Source organism: Streptomyces similanensis (assembly GCF_039543625.1).
GTDB classification, from domain to species: domain Bacteria; phylum Actinomycetota; class Actinomycetes; order Streptomycetales; family Streptomycetaceae; genus Streptomyces; species Streptomyces similanensis.
Genome location: NZ_BAABKC010000044.1, coordinates 127,026 through 147,124, shown reverse-complemented (window position 1 = coordinate 147,124; position 20,099 = coordinate 127,026). Strand labels below are relative to the sequence as shown.

The 20,099-nt window shown below is 74.3% G+C and carries 16 protein-coding genes; 10 read left to right on the top strand and 6 right to left on the bottom strand.

Going from position 1 to position 20,099, the window contains the following annotated elements:
• Nucleotides 1-59 precede the first annotated feature (59 nt).
• The 4 genes from ABEB07_RS14880 to ABEB07_RS14865 form a co-directional block, all read right to left on the bottom strand.
• Nucleotides 60-710: a phospholipase D-like domain-containing protein gene (locus ABEB07_RS14880; RefSeq protein ID WP_345668742.1), complete on the bottom strand. Its 651-nt coding sequence runs from the start codon at nt 708-710 to the stop codon at nt 60-62.
• Between the two features lie 101 nt (nt 711-811).
• Entirely contained in the window at nt 812-3,277 is a 2,466-nt protein-coding gene (locus ABEB07_RS14875; RefSeq protein ID WP_345668741.1) for a dolichyl-phosphate beta-glucosyltransferase, read from the bottom strand.
• Nucleotides 3,274-4,014, bottom strand: a complete 741-nt coding sequence (locus ABEB07_RS14870) for a GntR family transcriptional regulator (RefSeq protein ID WP_345668740.1) — start codon at nt 4,012-4,014, stop codon at nt 3,274-3,276. Before ABEB07_RS14870 ends, ABEB07_RS14875 begins: the two co-directional genes overlap by 4 nt.
• Nucleotides 4,015-4,126: 112 nt before the next feature.
• The gene (locus tag ABEB07_RS14865; RefSeq protein ID WP_345668739.1) at nt 4,127-5,527 is read right to left on the bottom strand and encodes an aspartate aminotransferase family protein; all 1,401 of its coding nucleotides are present in this window, start codon (nt 5,525-5,527) and stop codon (nt 4,127-4,129) included.
• 185 nt (nt 5,528-5,712) lie between these two features.
• Between ABEB07_RS14865 and ABEB07_RS14860 the strand changes: the two genes are divergently transcribed.
• Together ABEB07_RS14860 and ABEB07_RS14855 are read left to right on the top strand one after the other, a co-directional pair.
• Nucleotides 5,713-7,413, top strand: a complete 1,701-nt coding sequence (locus ABEB07_RS14860) for a serine/threonine-protein kinase (protein ID WP_345668738.1) — start codon at nt 5,713-5,715, stop codon at nt 7,411-7,413.
• A gap of 140 nt (nt 7,414-7,553) precedes the next feature.
• The gene (locus tag ABEB07_RS14855) at nt 7,554-9,083 is read left to right on the top strand and encodes a substrate-binding domain-containing protein (RefSeq protein WP_345668737.1); all 1,530 of its coding nucleotides are present in this window, start codon (nt 7,554-7,556) and stop codon (nt 9,081-9,083) included.
• Between the two features lie 54 nt (nt 9,084-9,137).
• On the opposite strand, the gene ABEB07_RS14850 is transcribed toward ABEB07_RS14855, so the two are convergent.
• On the bottom strand, nt 9,138-9,884 hold the full coding sequence (locus tag ABEB07_RS14850) for an SLATT domain-containing protein (RefSeq protein ID WP_176149881.1): 747 nt from the start codon (nt 9,882-9,884) through the stop codon (nt 9,138-9,140).
• A 276-nt stretch (nt 9,885-10,160) separates the two neighbouring features.
• Between ABEB07_RS14850 and ABEB07_RS14845 the strand changes: the two genes are divergently transcribed.
• The 7 genes from ABEB07_RS14845 (at nt 10,161) to ABEB07_RS14815 (ending at nt 16,709) form a co-directional block, all read left to right on the top strand.
• Nucleotides 10,161-10,505 carry a YbaB/EbfC family nucleoid-associated protein gene (locus ABEB07_RS14845; RefSeq protein WP_164585638.1) on the top strand — a complete coding sequence of 115 codons (345 nt, stop codon included), beginning with the start codon at nt 10,161-10,163 and terminating at the stop codon, nt 10,503-10,505.
• A gap of 90 nt (nt 10,506-10,595) precedes the next feature.
• The gene (gene recR / locus ABEB07_RS14840; protein WP_164585637.1) at nt 10,596-11,195 is read left to right on the top strand and encodes a recombination mediator RecR; all 600 of its coding nucleotides are present in this window, start codon (nt 10,596-10,598) and stop codon (nt 11,193-11,195) included.
• Nucleotides 11,188-11,847 (top strand): DUF5063 domain-containing protein, encoded by a 660-nt coding sequence (locus tag ABEB07_RS14835; protein ID WP_164585636.1) that lies wholly within the window; start codon nt 11,188-11,190, stop codon nt 11,845-11,847. The genes recR and ABEB07_RS14835 overlap by 8 nt, the downstream gene beginning before the upstream one ends.
• Nucleotides 11,848-12,054: 207 nt before the next feature.
• The gene (locus ABEB07_RS14830) at nt 12,055-13,332 is read left to right on the top strand and encodes an aspartate kinase (protein WP_164585635.1); all 1,278 of its coding nucleotides are present in this window, start codon (nt 12,055-12,057) and stop codon (nt 13,330-13,332) included.
• Between the two features lie 25 nt (nt 13,333-13,357).
• A complete protein-coding gene (locus ABEB07_RS14825) occupies nt 13,358-14,425 on the top strand; it encodes an aspartate-semialdehyde dehydrogenase (protein WP_345668736.1) in 1,068 nt (355 codons plus the stop codon).
• Between the two features lie 509 nt (nt 14,426-14,934).
• Nucleotides 14,935-15,534, top strand: a complete 600-nt coding sequence (locus ABEB07_RS14820) for a SigE family RNA polymerase sigma factor (protein ID WP_164582818.1) — start codon at nt 14,935-14,937, stop codon at nt 15,532-15,534.
• A complete protein-coding gene (locus ABEB07_RS14815) occupies nt 15,531-16,709 on the top strand; it encodes a hypothetical protein (RefSeq protein WP_425589004.1) in 1,179 nt (392 codons plus the stop codon). The genes ABEB07_RS14820 and ABEB07_RS14815 overlap by 4 nt, the downstream gene beginning before the upstream one ends.
• A gap of 65 nt (nt 16,710-16,774) precedes the next feature.
• Here ABEB07_RS14815 and ABEB07_RS14810 read toward each other — a convergent pair whose 3' ends face one another.
• A complete protein-coding gene (locus ABEB07_RS14810) occupies nt 16,775-17,560 on the bottom strand; it encodes an SURF1 family protein (protein ID WP_176149885.1) in 786 nt (261 codons plus the stop codon).
• A 182-nt stretch (nt 17,561-17,742) separates the two neighbouring features.
• Between ABEB07_RS14810 and ABEB07_RS14805 the strand changes: the two genes are divergently transcribed.
• Nucleotides 17,743-19,590 carry a S9 family peptidase gene (locus ABEB07_RS14805; protein WP_345668733.1) on the top strand — a complete coding sequence of 616 codons (1,848 nt, stop codon included), beginning with the start codon at nt 17,743-17,745 and terminating at the stop codon, nt 19,588-19,590.
• Nucleotides 19,591-20,099 lie beyond the last annotated feature (509 nt).

The following is a 20,099-nucleotide window of genomic DNA, read 5'->3' as shown; positions in this document are numbered from 1 at the left end:
TGCGCTCCCGGAAACGGCGCGGAACGCGGCCGGCGGCGTGACGCGGCCGCAGACGGCCGTCAGCTGAAGACGATCATCGACCCCTGCGCCAGGCTCCGCGTCGCCGCCGCGTGCAGGCCGAGCCAGACGTGGCGCTCGCGGGCGAAGGGGCTCGGGTCGTAGGGGGCGGGGGCGGCCGGCTGCTCCAGCTCCGTGGGGGCCGGCGGGGGCGCCGGCGGAGCGGGCGGGTTGGCCGGGTCGATGCCGAGCGCCGGCGCGACCTGCTCCAGCTCCCGCAGCAGCCCCTGCGAGGAGCCCAACGGGCCGCCGCCCGCGAGGAGTTCGTTGTTGGACAGCGGGTGCGCGAAGTCCAGCGGGACGTAGGCGCCCGCGTGGTCGTAGTGCCAGACCAGGTGCGACTGCTGGGCCGTCGGCTCGAACATCTCCAGCAACTGCTCGTAGTCGCCGCCGAGTTCGTCCACCGGGGCGAGCGGGAGGCCGCACAGCTGGAGCAGGTGGGCGCGGCGCAGGAAGTGCAGCGCGTCGTAGTCGAAGCCGGCCACCGGCGCGACGTCCCCGGACAGGCCCGGCATGTACTGGTACACCGGCACCGGCGGCAGCCCGTTCTCCGCCAGCACCTTGTTGTACTGCGCCAGTTCCTCGGCGAACGGATTGTCGGGCGTGTGGCACAACACGTCGACGAGCGGTACCAGCCACAGGTCACAGGCCAAGGAGGGCTCCTCGCGTAGCGGAGTGGGTGCGTGCGGACGGGTCGCGGGACGGTCCTGAGCGGCCGTCGGGGGAGTGTAGAGCGTAGTCGGTGCGGGTTCCCTCAGCGCCCCTCGTGCAGGTCCCATACCCACACCCCGCCGGTCCACGTGCCGTCGCGCCCCACCAGCTCGGTGACGACCCGGCGCAGCCGGTCGTCGTTCGGCTGGGGCGCCAGCACCAGGACGCCCGCGTGCCAGTACGCGAAGTCCTCCCGCGCCTGCCGCCGCCACGCCGCGCCGATCTGCGGCGCCCTCCCGGTGTAGCGCACGTCCCGCAGCATGCTGGAGGTCTGCCGGGGCACCGCGCCGTAGATGCCGACGCGGTCGGGTCCCCAGGGACCGTTGAAGTAGCCGCCGGGGAGCTTGAATCCGAGCCCGGCCGCCGTCTGCCAGTGCAGCGCCTCCGCCGCGCCCGGGTCGGGCAGCGGCACCGGCACCAGCGCCTCGCCGTCGCGCAGGTACGGCTTCCACCCGCCGTCCGCGACGAAGGCCGGCACCGGCGCCCGGTCCACCGCCTTCAGCGGGGCCGGCACCAGCGGCAGCAGGGCGAGGGACACGGCGAGCAGCCCGCCGTACAGGGCGCCGATCCGGGGCGTGTCCGACAGGCGGGCCAGGGCGAGTGCCAGGAGCATGCCCAGCGCGGGCGCGCAGACCATCGCCACCCGCCCCTCGATGACCGACTCGAACAGCGGCGCGTGGGCGAGCAACGCCCACGGGCCCGGGTAGACCGTGTCGGTCATCGGCAGCCGGACCTTCGGCCCCAGCGACAGCGCGGCCGCGCAGACCGCCGTCACCGCCAGCGCCTTGACCAGGGCGTTCTTCCACATCCGCACGGTGATCGCGAAGGCGACGAGGAACAGCGGCCAGCCGTAGAAGGCGTTCTGCTCGGTGGGGTTCAGGGACAGCGCGTCGGCGCGCCGCGCGTCGCCCGCCAGCAGGGAGCGCTCGGCGAAGGAGAGCAGCGCCAGCGGGCTGTTGCCCGCGTTGTCGCCGTGCGGGACGCTGCCGTAGCTCTGCGCGCCCGCGAACTGCCAGTACAGCGGGTAGGCGACGAGCGGCAGGCAGACCGCGCCGCCGATCACCAGCCCGGTCAGCAGCGGCCGCCAGGCCGCCCGCGCCACGTCCGGGCGGACGGCGCCGTACGCGGCGGCGAACAGCGCCATGCCGAGCGCGGCGAGCAGCAGCGGCTCCTCGCCCAGGAAGACCTGGTACGCCGCCATCAGCCCGAGCACGATCCCGTCCCGCCGCACCCGGTCGCCCGCGCACAGCCGCAGCGCCCGGTCGATGATCAGCGGGATCATGAACAGGACGACGAAGTTCGGGTGCGCGTTGGCGTGGCTGACCATCGGCGGGGCGAACGCGGCCAGCGCCGCGCCGACCACGGCCGCGCCCCGGTGCGCCGTCACCCGCCGCACGATCAGCCAGTACCAGGCGGCGGCCGTCGCGGCCAGGCCCACCGCCATGCACACGCTCAGCGAGAGCGCGGGGCCGAAGGCCAGCGTGAGCGGGGCGAACGGCACCGACAGGCCCGGCATGGCCGTGTTGGCCATCAGGTTCACGCCGCCGGGGAAGTTCTGGAGGTCGGTGAAGAGCGGATCGCGCAGGTGGGCGACGTTGTCGGCGGTGACGGCGAAGAACCACTCCCACTGGTTCTGGTCCTGCATCGAGTCGGTCAGGTAGCGGTGCGCCGGGTCGAAGAGGCGCCCCGAGTACAGCAGCGCCGACAGCAGCGCGAACAGGGCGACGGCGAGCAGATCGGCGGGCCGTACGGCGCGCATCCGCAGCCGGACGAGTTCGGCCAGGACCCGGCCGTAGGCGAGCGGGCCGACCTTGGAGCCGGGCTGGTGCGACCAGCGCACCGGCACCTCGGCGACCGGCCAGCCGGCCCGGTGGAAGTGGCGCAGCACCTCCACGTCGATGCCCCAGCCGTTGAGCCGGGAGGCGGCGAAGGCGGCGCGGGCGCGCTCGCCGTCGAACAGCTTGAAACCGCACTGGGTGTCGCGTATCCCGGGCACCGCGACCTGGCGGATGAGCAGGTTGCCGGCCTGGCCGAGCAGTTCGCGCACCCGGTGCTGGTGGCGCTCTATCGCCGCGCCGGGCACCGAGCGGGAGCCGATCGCGGCGGCGCCGCGCGCGCCGATCGCCTCGTCGAGCCGCGCCAGCTCCTCGATGGGGGCGGCGAGGTCGGCGTCGGTGAGCAGCACCCGGCGGCCGCGGCTGGCGGCGACGCCCCGCCGCAGCGCGTCGCCCTTGCCGCGGTTGCGGTCCCCGGCGACCAGCCGGACGCGCGGGTCGCGGCGGGCGGTGACGAGGCCGGCGGTGCCGTCGGTGGAGCCGTCGTCGGCGACGACGACCTCCCACTCCCCGAAGCGGTCCTCGTGCGCGCGCAGATAGGCGGTGACGGCGTCCAGCGAGGGACCGAGCCGGCTCTCCTCGTTGTAGGCGGGGATGACGACGGACAGGCCGACGGTCCGCTCACCGGGCGCGGACCCGTCGGCGGTGGCCGCGTCCGGGGCGGTCCCGCTCACGCGCCGGCCAGCCGGTCGACCAGGGACAGCGAGTGCGCGTGGTGGGCGGCGACGACCGCCCGGGCGGCCGGCAGGTCGCCCCGCGCCAGGGCGTCCACGAGTTCGGTGTGGCCGGCCCACAGCAGACCGCGCAGATCGTCCAGCCGGCGCAGGTGCTGCACCGCGCACACCCAGCACCGCACCCGCAGCCGGTGCAGGAAGTCGGCGAGGTAGGCGTTGCCGAACAGGGCGCTCAGCTCCCGCCAGAAACGCAGGTCGTAGCCGATCAGCACGCTCAGGTCGCCCGCGGTGGCCGCGCGCTGCGCCTCCTCGCCGCGCCGGCGCACCCCGGAGAGCGTGGCCGCCGTCCAGGGGTCCAGCGGGGAGCGGGGGCGGGGCGGTACGGGGTCGGCGCCGGCGGCCGTACGGGCGCTGCCGAGCCGCTCGGCCAGGGTGCGGAACATGCCGTCCACGACCAGCCCGCGCGCCTCGATCATCTCCCGGAAGTCGGCCGGCGAGAACTCGTGCACCCTGAAGCCGCGGTGCTGGTCGGCCTCCAGCAGCCCCTGCGCGGACAGGTCGACCAGCGCCTCGCGCACCGGCGTCGCGGAGACCCCGTACTGCTCGGCGATCTCCTTGACCGTGAACTCCTGCCCCGGTTGCAGCCGCCCCGCCAGCACCTCGTCCCGCAGCGCGTCCGCGATCTGCTGGCGCAGGGTGCTGCGCGTCACGGCGCCTGGGCCGCTGATGCCGGGCATGGTCGGAGCGTCTCCCTTACGCGCGCGAACGGCGTGCTCGTCCATGTGTCTCGCACATGTGTCTCTACGAGCACGCCACCTTACGCGTTCGGTTTTCCTCGCGACCGGCTCGTCACACGGTGTGCTCGTCGGCCACGGACAGCGCCGCGTCCAGCGCGGTCAGGCCCTCCTTCAGCTCGGCCTCGGTGACGTTGCACGGCGGGACGACGTGCGTGCGGTTCATGTTCACGAACGGCCACAGGCCGTGCGCCTTCGCGGCGGCGGCGAAGGCGGCCATCGGCGCGTTCGCCTCGCCGGCCGCGTTGTAGGGGACCAGCGGTTCGCGGGTCTCGCGGTCCTTCACCAGCTCCAGCGCCCAGAACATGCCGACGCCGCGCACCTCGCCGACGCTCGGGTGCCGCTCGGCCAGCGCGCGCAGCCCCGGCTCCACGACCTCGGCGCCGAGCCGGGCGGCGTTCTCGACGACGCCCTCCTCGGCCATCACGTTGATCGTCGCGACGGCGGCGGCGCACGCCAGCGGGTGCCCGGAGTAGGTCAGGCCGCCCGGGTAGGGCCGCTTGCCGAACGTCTCTGCGATCGCCCCGGAGATCGCGACGCCGCCGAGCGGCACGTACCCGGAGTTCACGCCCTTGGCGAAGGTCATCAGGTCCGGCACGACGCCCGACAGACCGGCGGCGAACCACTCACCGGTCCGCCCGAACCCGGCCATCACCTCGTCCAGGACGAAGACGATGCCGTACTTGTCGCACAGCTCCCGCACCCCGGCGAGATAGCCCGGCGGCGGCACCATGATGCCGGCCGTGCCCGGAACGGTCTCCAGGACGATCGCGGCGACGGTCGACGGCCCCTCGAAGGCGATCGTCGTCTCCAGGTGCTCCAGCGCCCGCGCGCACTCCTGCTCCTCGGTCTCGGCGTAGAAGCGCGAGCGGTAGAGGAACGGCGCCCAGAAGCGGACGACCCCGGCCGAGCCGCTGTCGGAGGCCCAGCGGCGCGGGTCGCCGGTCATGTTCACGGCCTGCTGGGTGCCGCCGTGGTAGGAGCGGTACGCCGTGAGCACCTTGGGCCGCCCGGTGTGCAGCCGCGCCATCCGCACCGCGTGCTCGACGGCGTCCGCGCCGCCGTTGGTGAAGAAGATCTTGTCCAGGTCGCCGGGCGTGCGCTCGGCGATCAGCCGCGCCGCCTCCGAGCGCGCCTCGACGGCGAACGCCGGCGCGAACGTGGTCATGGTGGCGGCCTGCTCCTGGATCGCCGCGACGACCTTGGGGTGCTGGTAGCCGATGTTGGTGAAGACGAGCCCGCTGGTGAAGTCCAGATACCGCCTGCCGTCGTAGTCCCAGAAGTACGACCCGTCGGCGCCGGCCACCGCCGGCGGGTCGATGAGGTCCTGCGCGGACCAGGAGTGGAACACGTGCGCGCGGTCGGCGGCCTTGACGGCGGCGCCGGCTTCGGGGTTCGGCCGGGGCGACGCGGACGACTGGGACGACTGGGAGGACTGAGGGGACTGAGGGGTCATACGGGGAGGGTAGGCGGCCGGCCGGTGGGCGCGGCATGGGCGTCCTGTCTGCGGACGCCGGGTTTTAGCGACATCTTGTCGGGGTGCGCCGGCCCGCGACCGCGGCCCCCGCTCCGCTCCGCCGCACTATTCTCGGTCCGTCGCACGGGGGCGGTGCGGGGGATGTCGGGGGAGGCGTGGTCGCCATGGAGGAGCTGAGGGCGGACGATCCGCGGCGGATCGGGGCGTACCGGCTGCTGGCGCGGCTCGGGTCCGGCGGGATGGGGCAGGTGTACCTGGCCCGCTCGGACCGGGGGCGCACCGTCGCGGTGAAGCTGGTGCGGTGCGAGCCGGAGCGGCGCGAGGAGTTCCGGGCGCGGTTCCGCCAGGAGGTGCGGGCCGCGCGGCGCGTCGGCGGGCACTGGACGGCGCCCGTGCTGGACGCGGACACCGAGGCCGAGGTGCCGTGGGTGGCCACCGGTTACGTCGCCGGGCCCAGCCTCCAGCAGGTCGTCGGCCACGACCACGGCGCGCTGCCCGAACGCTCGGTGCGGGTCCTGGCGGCCGGACTCGCCGCCGCGCTCCAGGACATCCACGCGGCCGGGCTGGTCCACCGCGACCTCAAGCCCTCCAACGTGCTGGTCACCCTCGACGGCCCGCGGGTCATCGACTTCGGCATCGCGCGGGCGCTGGAGAGCGTCGCGGACGGCGGGCTCACCCGCACTGGCGCGCTGATCGGCTCGCCCGGCTTCATGGCCCCCGAGCAGGTGCGCGGCGACCGGGTCGGCCCCGCGTGCGACGTCTTCTGCCTCGGCTCGGTGCTCGCCTACGCGGCGACCGGCGCCCTGCCCTTCGGCGGCGCGGACAGCGGGGCGCACGTGCTGATGTACCGCATCGCGGAGGGCGAGCCCGACCTCGCCGCGCTGCCCGAGGGCCTCGCCGACCTGGTCCGCGCCTGCCTGCGCAAGGACCCGGCCGCCCGGCCCGGCCTCGCGGAGATCATCGGCCGCACGGGCGCGCGGGACACGGTGTCCGACGGCCGCCTCCGCGACCCGTGGCTGCCGAGCGCCCTGGTCGCCCAACTGGGCCGCCACGCGGTACGGCTGCTGGACACGGAGCATCCGGTGGAGACGGCCGGCCCGTCCGGTACGGCCTTGCTCCCCGCGCCCCCGGTCACACCTCCCGCGCCCCCGGTCACGCCTCCCGCGCCCGCGAACCCTCCCGCCGCCCCCCTGGGCATTCCCTCCGGGTACGCCCCCGCCGGCCCCGTCCCGCCCTGCGGGCCGGGCGCCGTGCCGCCGCCGTACCCGCCGCCGCGCCGCGGCAACGGCCGGGCCACGGCGGCGCTCATAGCCGTAGCCCTGGTCGTCGCGCTCGGCGCGGGCGGTTCCGTGTACGCCCTGATGCGGGACGGGGCCGGTGACGCGAAGACCGGCGGCCCCCACCCCTCGCCGACCGCGACGGACGACTCCCGAGGCTCCGAGGGCTCCGACGCCGCCGACGGCTCGCACCCGGCGACCCCGTCCCCCGACCCGTCCTCCCCGGCGGACGGCGTCGTCCCGTCCGGCTACCTCGGCACCTGGCTCGGCAGCGTCGAGAACCGGTACGGCCCCAACCCCCGCCGGCTCACGATCAGTCAGGGCGAGGTCGGCGACACCGTGCTCCGGCTCGTCGCCGACGGCACCGGCCAGGAGGGCGACTCCTACCACTGCGTCTTCGAGGCCCAGCTCACCCAACCGCCGACCGAGCAGGGCCCGTTGAAGATCGGTCCGTCCACCGTGACGGCCGGCGGGGACAGCACGTCCTGCGCTCCGGGCGCGGCCAGCGAGGTCACCCTCCTTCCGGACGGCGGCCTGCGCCGCACCAACCTCTCATCCGGTGACGAAGTGACGTACACCAAGGAGTGACACCGCATCAGTTCCCGTAAAACACGCGTCGGTTGAACTTCCCCCGCATTTCACCGTGCGGCACCGGACGGCCCGTCCGCACGGACGTACGGTGGCCCCCACGATCCGGCCAGGGGGACCGGAGGGGCGGGGGCACCCAGATGGAGTGGCTGAGTGCGGAGAACGTCGTGGCCGTGGGAACGGCGGTGCTCGGCATCGCCGCCTCCGGCCTGATGCTCTGGTACGAGCGCCGGGTGCCGCGCCGCAAACGTGTTGGGTACCGGGTGCAGATGGACAGCCCGATCGGCGACGACGTCCGCTCGGGCCGGGCCGGCAGCCGGCTCGGTCTGTTCGAAGAGACCCCGGGCATGGCGGACGCCACGCTGGTGCTGCTGCGCATCGAGAACGACGGCTCGCAGGGCATCACCCGCGACGACTACACCGGCCCCGAACGCCACGGCCTGACCGCCGTCTTCGCCGACCGCACCGTCCGCGGGGCGTCGGTCACCCAGCCGACCGACGCCGACCACCTGAGGGACCACTTCACCGCCGAGCGCGGCTTCGGCTACGAGGGCAACCGGCTGCGCATCCCGCGCGTCCCGCTCAACCGCGGCGACCACTTCAAGCTGCTGGTCCTGCTCTCCGGCGGGGACGTCGGCTACGGGATACGGCTGACCGGCGGACTGCGCGACGGCGAGGTGCACCCCAACCGCAGCGCCACGCCCGACGACAAGCCGCCCCTGTTCAGCCGGGCCGCCCGGACGATCACGATCCTGCTGACGGTGTGCGTGGTGACGCTGGCCGCGATCGTCGTCGTCCGCGACGACGACCCGCCGCCCGTGGGCTGCGAGCGGGGCACGCTCACCCTCACCGGCTCGACCGCCTTCGCGCCCGTGCTGCGCGAGGCGGCGGGCAAGTACGCGCACGACTGCGCGGGCGTGACGATCACCGTCGACCCGCACGGCTCGGCGGCCGGCATCCGCGACCTCGCCGCGGCCGGCGCCCGGGCCGGGAAGGGCTCCCCGGCCGTCGTCGCCCTGTCGGACGGCCCCAAGCCGGGCGGCCTGCCCCAGCTGCGCGAGAACCGGGTGGCGGTCTCCGTGTTCGCCCTGGTGGTCAACGACGCCGTACCCCTGAGGAACCTGTCCACCGGCGACGTACGGCGGCTCTTCCTGGGCCAGATCACGAACTGGCGGCAGCTGGGCGGCCCCGCGCTGCCGGTCGTCCTGGTCGGCCGGGACTCCGGCTCCGGCACCCGGCAGGTGTTCCAGCGGCGGGTGCTGGGCGGGCGCGGCGAGATCGCCGCCTCCTCGGTGGACTGCGTCCACAAGGACGACGTCACGGCCCCCGTGGTGCGCTGCGAACTCGACTCCACCGACCAGGTGCTGGCGCAGGTGGCCGGGACGAAGGGCGCGATCGGGTACAGCGAGCTGAACCTGGCGGCTGCCGCGAAGGGCGTCCACCGCCTCGATCTGGACGGCGAGCCGGCCTCGGTGGACGCGCTCGAACACGGCACGAGCGCGTACCCGTACCGGGAGATCGAGTATGCCTACACCTACGGCAGCCCGCCCGCCGACTCGCTGGCCTCCGCCTTCCTCACCTATCTCACCCGCGGCGACGGCCAGGACGTGGTCCGCACCCACGGCCACGTGCCGTGCTGGACCCCGGAGGGCCTCAAGCTCTGCGCCTGAGCGCACACCGGCGCGTGACCGCGGCCGGGGGCGCTCACCCCGGCCGACGTGCGTTCACCTCGGCTCCGGCGGGCGCTGCCGGGGCATGTTCGGGCGGGTGCCCGCCGGCGGCAGCGCGAGCCGGCCCTGCGCGCCCCCCAGCTCCGGCCGGCCGGCGCCCGCCAGGGACGACGCCAGGCCCATCGGCGCCGCGCCGACCCGGAACTCCACCATCCAGTCCGCCGTCTCCGTGCGCACCAGGTCGGTCACGTCCTCCGAGAACCGCCGCAGCACCCCGAGACACCGCTCGGCGGCCTCCCCGGCGGTGCCCTCGGTGGGGCCCAGCACCTCCCGCACGTTCTCCGAGGCCCACTCGAACTGGAGCAGCTGCAATCGCCGCTGCACCGCCTGCGCGGTCGCCACGTCCCGCATCCACCCCGAGGTCACCCCGAAGTACCGGTCCACCCCGACGCAGGCCACCGACACCAGCAGCGCCAGGTACCCCCAGCGCGCCGCGCCGTCCAGCACCCCGGCCAGGTCCAGCAGCGGCAGCGCCGCCCCGGCCACCGCCCCCGCCGCGGCCCCGCACCGCAGCGCCCGCGCGCCCCGCCGCTTCCACACCCGTTCGGCCAGGTACCAGGACGCGGTCTGCAACGCGCCCCGCTCCACCCACCGGTACAGGTCGTCCAGCCGCTGCGCGGGCTCGCCCCAGTCGCCCAGCGGGAACGGCCGGCCGGTCAGGTCGCCCGGTCCCGGCCCGGCCGCCCCGTCCCCCCGCCCGTCCCGAGGCGGACGCTCGGGCTGCATCTCCGGCTGACCCACCCGGCACTCCCTACTGATCACGGACCGTGTCGCCGGCACGCGCCGCTGCGCCGCGCACCGCCGTGCCGGACCCCTTCCTACCCTCCGCCGGACGGCCGTCGGCCGGGAAGGACGCCTTTTCCGCCCCAAAGAGGGCCGCATCATGGGGGACGACGCACGGGTATGTCACTCGAAAGAGTGGTGGGGCACGGCCCGCCGGGACCACGTAGGCTCGTGCCAGCGGGGAATCTCCCAGACCGTCCCCGCGCGGACGCCGTACGAAAGCAGGAGCCGATCGTGATTCCCGGTGGTGGCCAGCCCAACATGCAGCAGCTGCTCCAGCAGGCCCAGAAGATGCAGCAGGACCTGGCGCGGGCCCAGGAGGAACTGGCGCGGACCGAGGTCGACGGGCAGGCGGGCGGCGGCCTGGTGCGGGCCACCGTCACCGGCGCCGGCGAGCTGCGCGCCCTGAAGATCGACCCGAAGGCGGTCGATCCGGAAGACACCGAGACGCTGGCCGACCTGGTCGTCGCCGCGGTCCAGGCGGCCAACGAGAACGCCCAGACGCTCCAGCAGCAGAAGCTCGGCCCGCTGGCCCAGGGCCTCGGCGGCGGCAGCGGCATCCCCGGGCTGCCTTTCTAGGCCGCCCGCGGGCCACTACCGTACGAACGAGCACCGAACCGAGCACCGAACCAGAGCCCCGAAGCGACCCACAGGAAGGACGGCGACCCGGTGTACGAAGGCGTGGTCCAGGACCTCATCGACGAGCTGGGGCGGCTGCCCGGCGTCGGTCCCAAGAGCGCGCAGCGGATCGCCTTCCACATCCTCCAGGCGGAGCCGACGGACGTGCGCCGGCTCGCCCAGGCCCTGACGGAGGTGAAGGCGAAGGTCCGCTTCTGCGCGGTGTGCGGCAACGTGGCGCAGGAGGAGCTGTGCGGCATCTGCCGCGACAGCCGCCGCGACCCGGCCGTCATCTGCGTCGTGGAGGAGCCCAAGGACGTCGTCGCCGTCGAGCGCACCCGCGAGTTCCGCGGCCGCTACCACGTGCTCGGCGGCGCGATCAGCCCCATCGAGGGCGTCGGCCCGGACGACCTGCGCATCCGTGAGCTGCTGGCGCGGCTGGCGGACGGCACGGTCACCGAGCTGATCCTGGCCACGGACCCGAACCTGGAGGGCGAGGCCACCGCGACGTACCTCGCCCGCATGATCAAGCCCATGGGCCTGAAGGTCACCCGCCTGGCCAGCGGCCTCCCGGTGGGCGGCGACCTGGAGTACGCGGACGAGGTCACCCTCGGCCGCGCCTTCGAGGGGAGACGACTCCTAGATGTCTGACGCCACGCTGCACGCGACCGGCCGGAACCCGGACGACTTCGCCGTCCAGATCGCCGACCAGGTCGAGAGCTTCCTGGTCGCCGTCACGGAGGTCGCCAAGGGCGACGAGCCCGACTCGGCGGTGCCCTTCCTGCTGCTGGAGGTCTCCCAGCTGCTGCTGGCCGGCGGCCGGCTCGGCGCGCACGAGGACATCCTCCCCGACGAGCGCTACGAGCCCGATCCCGGACCCGAGCAGGACGTGGACGTCCTGCGCGAGAACCTGGCCCGCCTGCTGGAGCCGATCGACGTCTACTCCGAGGTCTTCGACCCCTACGAGCCGCGCCGCGCCCCGGTGCCCGCCCGGATCTCCGACGACCTCGCCGACGTGGTCGCCGACCTGCGCCACGGCATGGTCCACTACCGCGCCGGCCGCACCACCGAGGCCCTGTGGTGGTGGCAGTTCTCCTACTTCTCCAACTGGGGCGGCACCGCCTCCGCGGCGCTGCGCGCGCTCCAGTCCCTGGTCGCCCACGTCCGCCTCAACCAGCCCCTGGCGGAGCTGGACGGCCTGGACACCGACCAGGGCATGGGCGACGAGACGCTGGAGTTCGAGGCCGGCCAGGTGATGGCCGAGGAGATCGCCGGACCGCTGGGGCTGCACGGCGCGTCGTGAGGCGTCCGCCGCGCTCCCGCGCGCTGTGACCCCGCCCACGTTCCGAGTGACGTACCGCCCCGTGGGCAGGAGCCGTCCTGGTGATCGGACGTCCGGCATCTCACGATGCGACATCGCGAAGGGGCGATTTCGGACGCTCGATAGACTGAGCCGACCGCACGCGCAGATGCGTAGCTGCGATACACACGGACTGAGCGAGGAGCGCACGTGGGCCTTGTCGTGCAGAAGTACGGAGGCTCCTCCGTAGCCGATGCCGAGGGCATCAAGCGCGTCGCCAAGCGGATCGTGGAAGCCAAGAAGAACGGCAACCAGGTGGTTGTCGTGGTCTCCGCGATGGGCGACACGACGGACGAGCTGATCGATCTCGCCGAACAGGTATCCCCGATGCCTGCCGGGCGTGAGTTCGACATGCTGCTGACCGCCGGAGAGCGGATCTCCATGGCGCTGCTGGCCATGGCGATCAAAAACCTGGGTCACGAGGCCCAGTCCTTCACCGGCAGCCAGGCGGGCGTGATCACCGACTCGGTGCACAACAAGGCCCGGATCATCGACGTCACGCCGGGCCGGATCCGGACCGCGCTGGACGAGGGCAACATCGCCATCGTCGCCGGTTTCCAGGGCGTCAGCCAGGACAAGAAGGACATCACCACGCTCGGCCGCGGTGGCAGCGACACCACCGCCGTGGCGCTCGCCGCCGCCCTCGACGCCGAGGTGTGCGAGATCTACACCGACGTGGACGGCGTGTTCACCGCCGACCCGCGGGTGGTGAAGAAGGCCCGGAAGATCGACTGGATCTCGTTCGAGGACATGCTCGAACTGGCCGCGTCCGGGTCCAAGGTGCTGCTCCACCGCTGCGTGGAGTACGCCCGGCGGTACAACATCCCGATCCACGTGCGCTCGTCCTTCAGCGGACTTCAGGGCACCTGGGTCAGCAGCGAGCCGATCGAGCAAGGGGACAAGCAGGTGGAGCAGGCCATCATCTCCGGTGTCGCGCACGACACCTCCGAGGCCAAGATCACGGTCGTCGGCGTGCCCGACAAGCCGGGCGAGGCCGCCTCCATCTTCCGCACCATCGCCGATGCCGAGATCAACATCGACATGGTCGTGCAGAACGTCTCCGCCGCCGCCACCGGCCTGACGGACATCTCCTTCACGCTGCCCAAGGCCGAGGGCCGCAAGGCCATCGACGCGCTGGAGAAGAACCGATCCGGCATCGGCTTCGACTCCCTGCGCTACGACGACCAGATCGGCAAGATCTCGCTGGTCGGCGCGGGCATGAAGACCAACCCGGGCGTCACGGCCGACTTCTTCACGGCGCTGTCCGACGCGGGCGTGAACATCGAGCTGATCTCGACCTCCGAGATCCGCATCTCGGTGGTCACCCGCAAGGACGACGTGACGGAGGCCGTCCGCGCCGTGCACACCGCCTTCGGGCTCGACTCCGAGAGCGACGAGGCCGTCGTCTACGGCGGCACCGGGCGATGACCGTCCGGCGCGGGTGCGGGCCGCGATGACCGTCCGACCGACGCTCGCGGTCGTGGGAGCGACCGGGACCGTCGGCACGGTCCTGCTCCGGATCCTGTCCCAGCGCGCGGACGTCTGGGGCGAGATCCGGCTGATCGCCTCCCCGCGCTCGGCCGGCCGCAAGCTGGCCGTGCGCGGCGAGCAGGTCGAGGTCGTCGCGCTCACCGACGAGGCCCTGGCCGGGGTGGACATCGCCCTGTTCGCCGTCCCCGACGAGGTCGCCGCCCGCTGGGCGCCCGTCGCGGCGGCCCAGGGCGCGGTCGTCGTGGACGGCTCCGGCGCCTTCCGCGCGGATCCCGAGGTGCCGCTCGTGGTGCCCGAGGTCAACGCGCACGCGCTGCGCCGCCGCCCGCGCGGGATCGTCGCCGGGCCCGGCTGCACCACGCTCACCATGATCGTGGCGCTCGGCGCGCTGCACGCCGAGTTCGGCCTGCGCGAACTGGTCGTCTCCTCGTACCAGGCGGTGAGCGGCGCGGGCCGGGCGGGCGTGGAGACACTGCGCCGGCAGCTGTCCCTGGTCGCCGGCACCGAGCTGGGCACCGCGCCCGGCGACGTGCGCCGGGCGGTCGGGGACGCCACCGGCCCCTTCACGGACCCGGTCGCGCTGAACGTGGTGCCGTGGGCCGGCACGCCGCGCGAGGACGGCTGGTCCTCGCAGGAGATGGACGTGCGCGAGGAGACCCGCAAGGTCCTCGGGCTGCCCCGGCTGCCCGTCGCGGTCACCTGCGTACGCGTCCCCGTGATCACCGCCCACTCGCTCACCGTGCACGCCCGTTTCGAGGACGAGGTGACGGTGGACCGCGCCCGCGAGATCCTCGCCACCGCCCCCGGCGTGGTGCTGTGCGACGACCCGGCCGCGGGCGAGTTCCCCACCCCGGCGGACGTGGTGGGCACCGACCCGACCTGGGTGGGCCGGGTACGCCGCGCCCTGGACGACCCCACCGCCCTGGAGCTCTTCCTCAGCGGCGACAACCTCCGCAAGGGCGCGGCCCTGAACACCGCCCAGCTCGCGGAACTCCTGGCGGCGGAATCCCTGGCGGCGGGACGGGCCTGACCCGTCGTCCGCCGGGCGCCGGCCGTGGCCGGAAACCCCTGGCCAACGGCCGGTTCCTTTGTAGGATCTTCGTAAGAGCGTGTGGTCTGGCCAATGGTTAACACCACTTGAACCGTGCTGCCTCGGCGTCCGAAGATTTTCTCCCCCGCCCTCCGCAACCACGCGGACGGCGGGGAGCGTCTTTGCGGTCGCCCTCCGGGGGCCTGGGGACGCCGAGGGGCGCGGGGCGCCCCTGTCAGTCAACGACACAGGGGAAGAGCGGGACGCATGAGGGCATGTGGGGCGCCGTCCGAGGTGCCGCCCGGCGCGGGGACGTGGCCGGCCGCGCCGCCCGGCGCGAAAGTGACACCCGGCACGTACAACCCCCGAGGGGGTGCGCGTGTCCAACTGGCGTGGCAGAGGTACTCGACTTGTCCCCCAGGCTCTTCGAGCCGGGAGTGTCCCCGGCGGCGGCCGGCGGCGCCGCCCCGCGCCCGCTCCGCACGCCGCTCGGGCCGCGCATGCCCCGCATGCCGGGTCCGCCCGGCGGCATGCCGGTGATCGCCCCCATGCCCGCAGCGCGGCCCGCCCGCATACCCAGTCAGCGTGACGGCGCCGCCGAGGAGACCGCGGCGGCCGGCACCACCGTCGACCACCTCACCGAGACCTACCGCGCCCACTACCGCTCGCTGCTCGGCCTGGCCGCGCTGCTCCTGGACGACACCGCCTCCTGCGAGGACGTCGTGCAGGAGGCGTTCATCCGCGTCCACTCCGCCCGCAGACGCGTACGCGAACCCGAGAAGACGCTCGCCTACCTGCGCCAGACGGTCGTCAACCTCTCGCGCTCGGCGCTGCGCCGCCGCATCCTCGGCCTCAAGCTGCTGTCCAAGCCGATGCCGGACATGGCCAGCGCCGAGGAGGGCGCCTACGACCAGCTGGAGCGCGACTCCCTGATCCAGGCGATGAAGGGCCTCCAGCGCCGCCAGCGCGAGGTGCTGGTGCTGCGCTACTTCGCGGACATGACCGAGGCCCAGGTCGCCGAGACCCTCGGCATATCGCTCGGCTCGGTCAAGGCGTACGGCTCGCGCGGCATCGCGGCGCTCCGGGTCGCCATGGGGGCGCGGACATGAGGGAGAACGCCGAGGGGCGCGACTCGCACGACCGCCACGAACCGTACGCGTGGCACGAGCCGACGCGGCCGGAGCAACCGAACACGCCGACGCACGCTGGGAACGGAACCGTGAAGAACAGCCCCGCCGAACAGGGCCCCGAGGGGTTCGACTCGGACGAGCTGGAACTGCGCAGGATGCTGCACCGGGCGGTCGAGGACGTCGAGCCGCGCGACGGCACGCTGGACCGTCTGCGGCGCGCGGTCCCGGCGCGGCGGGCCCGCAAGCGGCAGGCCGTGGTCGGCATGGCCGCCGCCGCCCTGTTCCTCGGCACCGCCGTCCCCGCCCTGCTGCACGTCTCCCACACCACCGGCTCCGACGCCGACCCGGCCATCGCGGGCCAGGCGTCGCAGGCCCAGGGCGGCACCGGCCCGGGCAAGAACAAGGCCGGCGCGTCGAGCACCGCGGGCGGCGCCGACGGCAGGACCCGGGACCCGGGCGCCGACGGCAAGAAGAACGACCCCACGCACGACCGGAGCACCGCGCCCGGCGCCGGCGCCACCGCGGGCACGGCCGACCCGTCGGCGTCCGCGGGCACCGGCGCCCCCGTGTGCACGGCCACCCAGCTCGGCTCCGCCACCGGCGCGGCCGGCGCCCCCGACTCGGCCGGCGTCGTCTACGGCACCTTCCACGTCACCAACGTCTCCGACGGCAGCTGTACCGTCGGCGGCTCCGGCGCGGTGACGGCGCTCGCCAAGGGCGCGGCCGACGCCACGAAGATCCAGGTCGTCCAGCACACCGCGGGCGACCCGGCGACCGGGCTGCCGGACCCCGCCACGGAGGCCCCCGGACTGGTCCTCGCACCGGGCGGGGCGTACGAGGTGAAGTTCGCCTGGGTGCCCTCCCAGACCTGCCCCGGCGGCGCAAGCGGCGGCGGCACCGGCTCCGGCGGCACCGAGACCGGCGCGCCCTCGCCCGACCCGTCGCCCACCCAGGGCGAAGGCGCGACGGACGGCACGAGCACCGGCCCGGACTCCGGCGCCGCCCCCCAGCTCGCCGCCGGGAACGCCGGCCAGGACACGGGCGGCGTCGTGGTCTCCCACACCCCGGAGGGCGGCTCGGCCACGGCCGCGGCCACGGTCCCTGACGCCTGCGCCGGCACGGTCTACCGCACCGGAGTGCTGCCGGCCCCGTAGCCCACGATCGCCTCGGAGGACGACGGCGGGGAAGAGCGCTTCTGACGGTGACGGCGGGGGCCGCCTCAGACGACGACGGCGGGGGACTGCTCCTCGGGGACGAGCCCCAGCTCGGCGTCCCGCGCGGCCTCCACCTCACGGCGCACCAACCGGAACCACATGAAGACCACGAACCCGGCGAAGACGAACCACTCACCGGTGTAACCGAGGTTCTGGAACGCCTTCAGGTCGAGCCCCGACCCCTCCGGCGCCTTCGCCGGCACCGCCTTCATCCCGGAGTCCGCCGTGTTGAGCGTCACCCACGCGTCGTACACCCGGTCCGGCACCAGGTTGACGAGCGAGGCCGCGCTGATCGCGCCGGTCTGCCCGGCCGGCAGCCCGCCCTGGGCGCTGACGCCGTTGTCACCGGGCGTCTCGGAGGCCTGCAACGCACCGGTGACCGTGACCTCGCCGGTGGGCGGGACCGGCGCCTTCGCCGCGTCCGCCGGCCCCGGCAGCCAGCCGCGCACGACGGGCAGCGCCTTGCCGGAACCGGTCCGCAGCAGCGTCAGCACGTAGAAGCCGGACTTTCCGTCCAGCTCGCGGCCGGGCACCAGCAGCTGCCGGCCGTACCGGCCGGTCGCGGTGGTCTGCATGCCGGAGGTCCGCTTGTCGACGGGCAGCAGCCCGTCCAGCGGACGCGGCGCCTCCGTCCGGTACGAGGCGGCCTGCTTCGTCGCGGTCCGGTGCTCGTCCACCCGCGCGTCGAACCGGCTCAGCTGCCAGGACCCCATGAACACGCAGAAGGGGATGGCCAGCAGCGCGAAGACGTTGATGCCCCACCAGCGGGGCGTCAGCAGAAACCGGTACACGCCCCCCACGGTACGGCCCCGCGGGACCCGCCCCGGCCGCGGGGTCGGAGTTTTCCACAGCCGGCCCGGGACCGGCCCGGTTTTCCACAGGCGGCTCGCTCGGGCAGCGGCCGGTTGGCCGGTTGTCCACAGGTTGGGGAGCGGGGCGGCGCGTCGCCGGCCCGGCCAGGCACTATGGGGCCATGACTGAGAGCAATGGGACCGGCCCGGTGGACCGGCCGAGTCCGCGGGGACCGATCGAGGACATGCCGGACTGGGAGAAGCGTTTCCGGGCGCCGCGGGTGTCGCTGCCCGACTGGGCCGAGGACGCGCCGGAGCGCTCCCTGTTCGTGTCCAACGCGACCGGGACGTACGAGCTGTACGCGTGGGACCGGGCCACCGGCGGCCAACGCCAGGTCACGGACCGTCCGAACGGCACGACGGACGGCGTGCTCTCCCCGGACGGCGAGTGGATCTGGTGGTTCGACGACAAGGACGGCGACGAGTTCGGCGTCTGGCGCCGCCAGCCCTTCGCCGGCGGCCCGGACGAACCGGCCGTGCCGGGCCTCGACCCGTCCTACCCGGCGGGCCTGGTCCTGGGCCGCGACGGCCGGACGGCGGTGGTGGGCCGCTCCACGGACGAGGACGGCACCACCTTGCACCTCGCGCACGTGGGCGCGGACGCGGAGCCGGTGGAGATCTACCGCCACCGCGAGTCGGCGGGCGTCGGCGACCTGTCCCACGACGGCACGCTGATCGCCGTCGAGCACACCGAGCACGGCGACGCGATGCACTCCGCGCTGCGCGTGCTGCGCCCGGACGGCACGACGGTGGCCGAGCTGGACGACACCAAGGGCGGGACGGTCGAGCTGGGCCTGGAGGCGCTGGGCTTCGCCCCGGTCACCGGGGACACCCGGCTGCTCGTCGGCCACCAGCGGCGCGGCCGCTGGGAGCCGCTGGTGTGGGACGTGGTGACGGGCGAGGAGAGCGACCTCGCGCTGGAGCTGCCCGGCGACGTCAGCGCCGAGTGGTACCCGGACGGCTCCGGGCTGCTCGTCGTGCACAGCTTCGAGGCCCGCAGCGAGCTGTTCCGCTACGACCCGGCGACCCGCGCGCTCACCCGGATCGACACCCCGCCGGGCACGGTGTCCGGGGCGACGGCCCGCCCGGACGGCAGCGTGGAGTACCTGTGGTCCTCGGCCGCCGAACCGCCGGCGGTCCGCTCGACGAACGGCGGCGTGGTCCTGGACCCGCCCGGCATGAAGTGCCCCGCCTCGGTCCCGGTGCACGACGTGTGGGTGGAGGGCCCCGGCGGCCGCGTCCACGCCCTGGTCCAGAAGCCGGCGGGCGCCACCGGCCCGCTGCCGACCGTCTTCGACATCCACGGCGGCCCGACCTGGCACGACAGCGACGCCTTCGCCGCGGGCCCGGCCGCCTGGGTCGACCACGGCTACGCGGTGGTCCGCGTCAACTACCGCGGCTCCACCGGCTACGGCCGCGAATGGACGGACGCGCTCAAGCACCGGGTGGGTCTGATCGAGCTGGAGGACATCGCGGCGGTCCGCGAGTGGGCGATCACCTCGGGCCTCGCGGACCCCGAGCGCCTGATCCTCACCGGCGGCTCCTGGGGCGGCTACCTCACCCTGCTCGGCCTCGGCGTCCAGCCCGACGCGTGGGCGCTGGGCATCGCCGCGGTCCCGGTCGCGGACTACGTCACGGCCTACCACGACGAGATGGAGGCCCTGAAGGCCCTGGACCGCACCCTGCTGGGCGGCACCCCCGAGGAAGTCCCCGAACGCTTCGAGGCGTCCTCCCCGCTCACCTACGTCGACCAGGTCAAGGCCCCGGTCTACATCTCGGCCGGCGTCAACGACCCCCGCTGCCCCATCCGCCAGATCGACAACTACGTCAAACGCCTCGCCTCCCGAGCGGCCCCCCACGAGGTCTACTGCTACGACGCTGGCCACGGCTCCCTGGTCATCGAAGAACGCATCAAACAAGTCCACAAGGAACTGACCTTCGCAACGAACAACCTCAGCCCCCACAACTGAGCCCCGCCCCACGCATCACGGGCTGCGCCGGAGCGACCACCCCGGGGCGCAGGGGGCGTAGCCCCCGCTGGTGCCGTGCCGGGAGCGGCGGCGCGGACCACCGTGGGGGTGCGGGGGGCGTAGCCCCCGCCGGGGCGGCTGGCGGACGGGGCCGCGCCTGGCCCGGGGGTGCGGGGGGCGAAGCCCCCGCTGGTGCTCTGCCGGGAGCGGCGGCGCGAACCGCCCTGGGGGCGCAGGGGGCGTAGCCCCCGCCGGGGTCCAGGGGCGGAGCCCCTGGTGGGGTCGAAGGGGCGAAGCCCCTTCTGTGGAGGGGAACGGGTAAGGGCGGCGGGGGCGAAACCCTCCCCGCCCACACCCCCGCACCCCTTACCCCGCCCCCCGCCCCCGCCGCCCCAACAACTCCGCCAACCCCCGCCGAGTCGCAGCCAACACCACCCGATCCTCCTTGCGGAGCACATACGTCTCGGGCGGATCCCACACCGGCCCGGACCCCACCCCACCCCCACCCA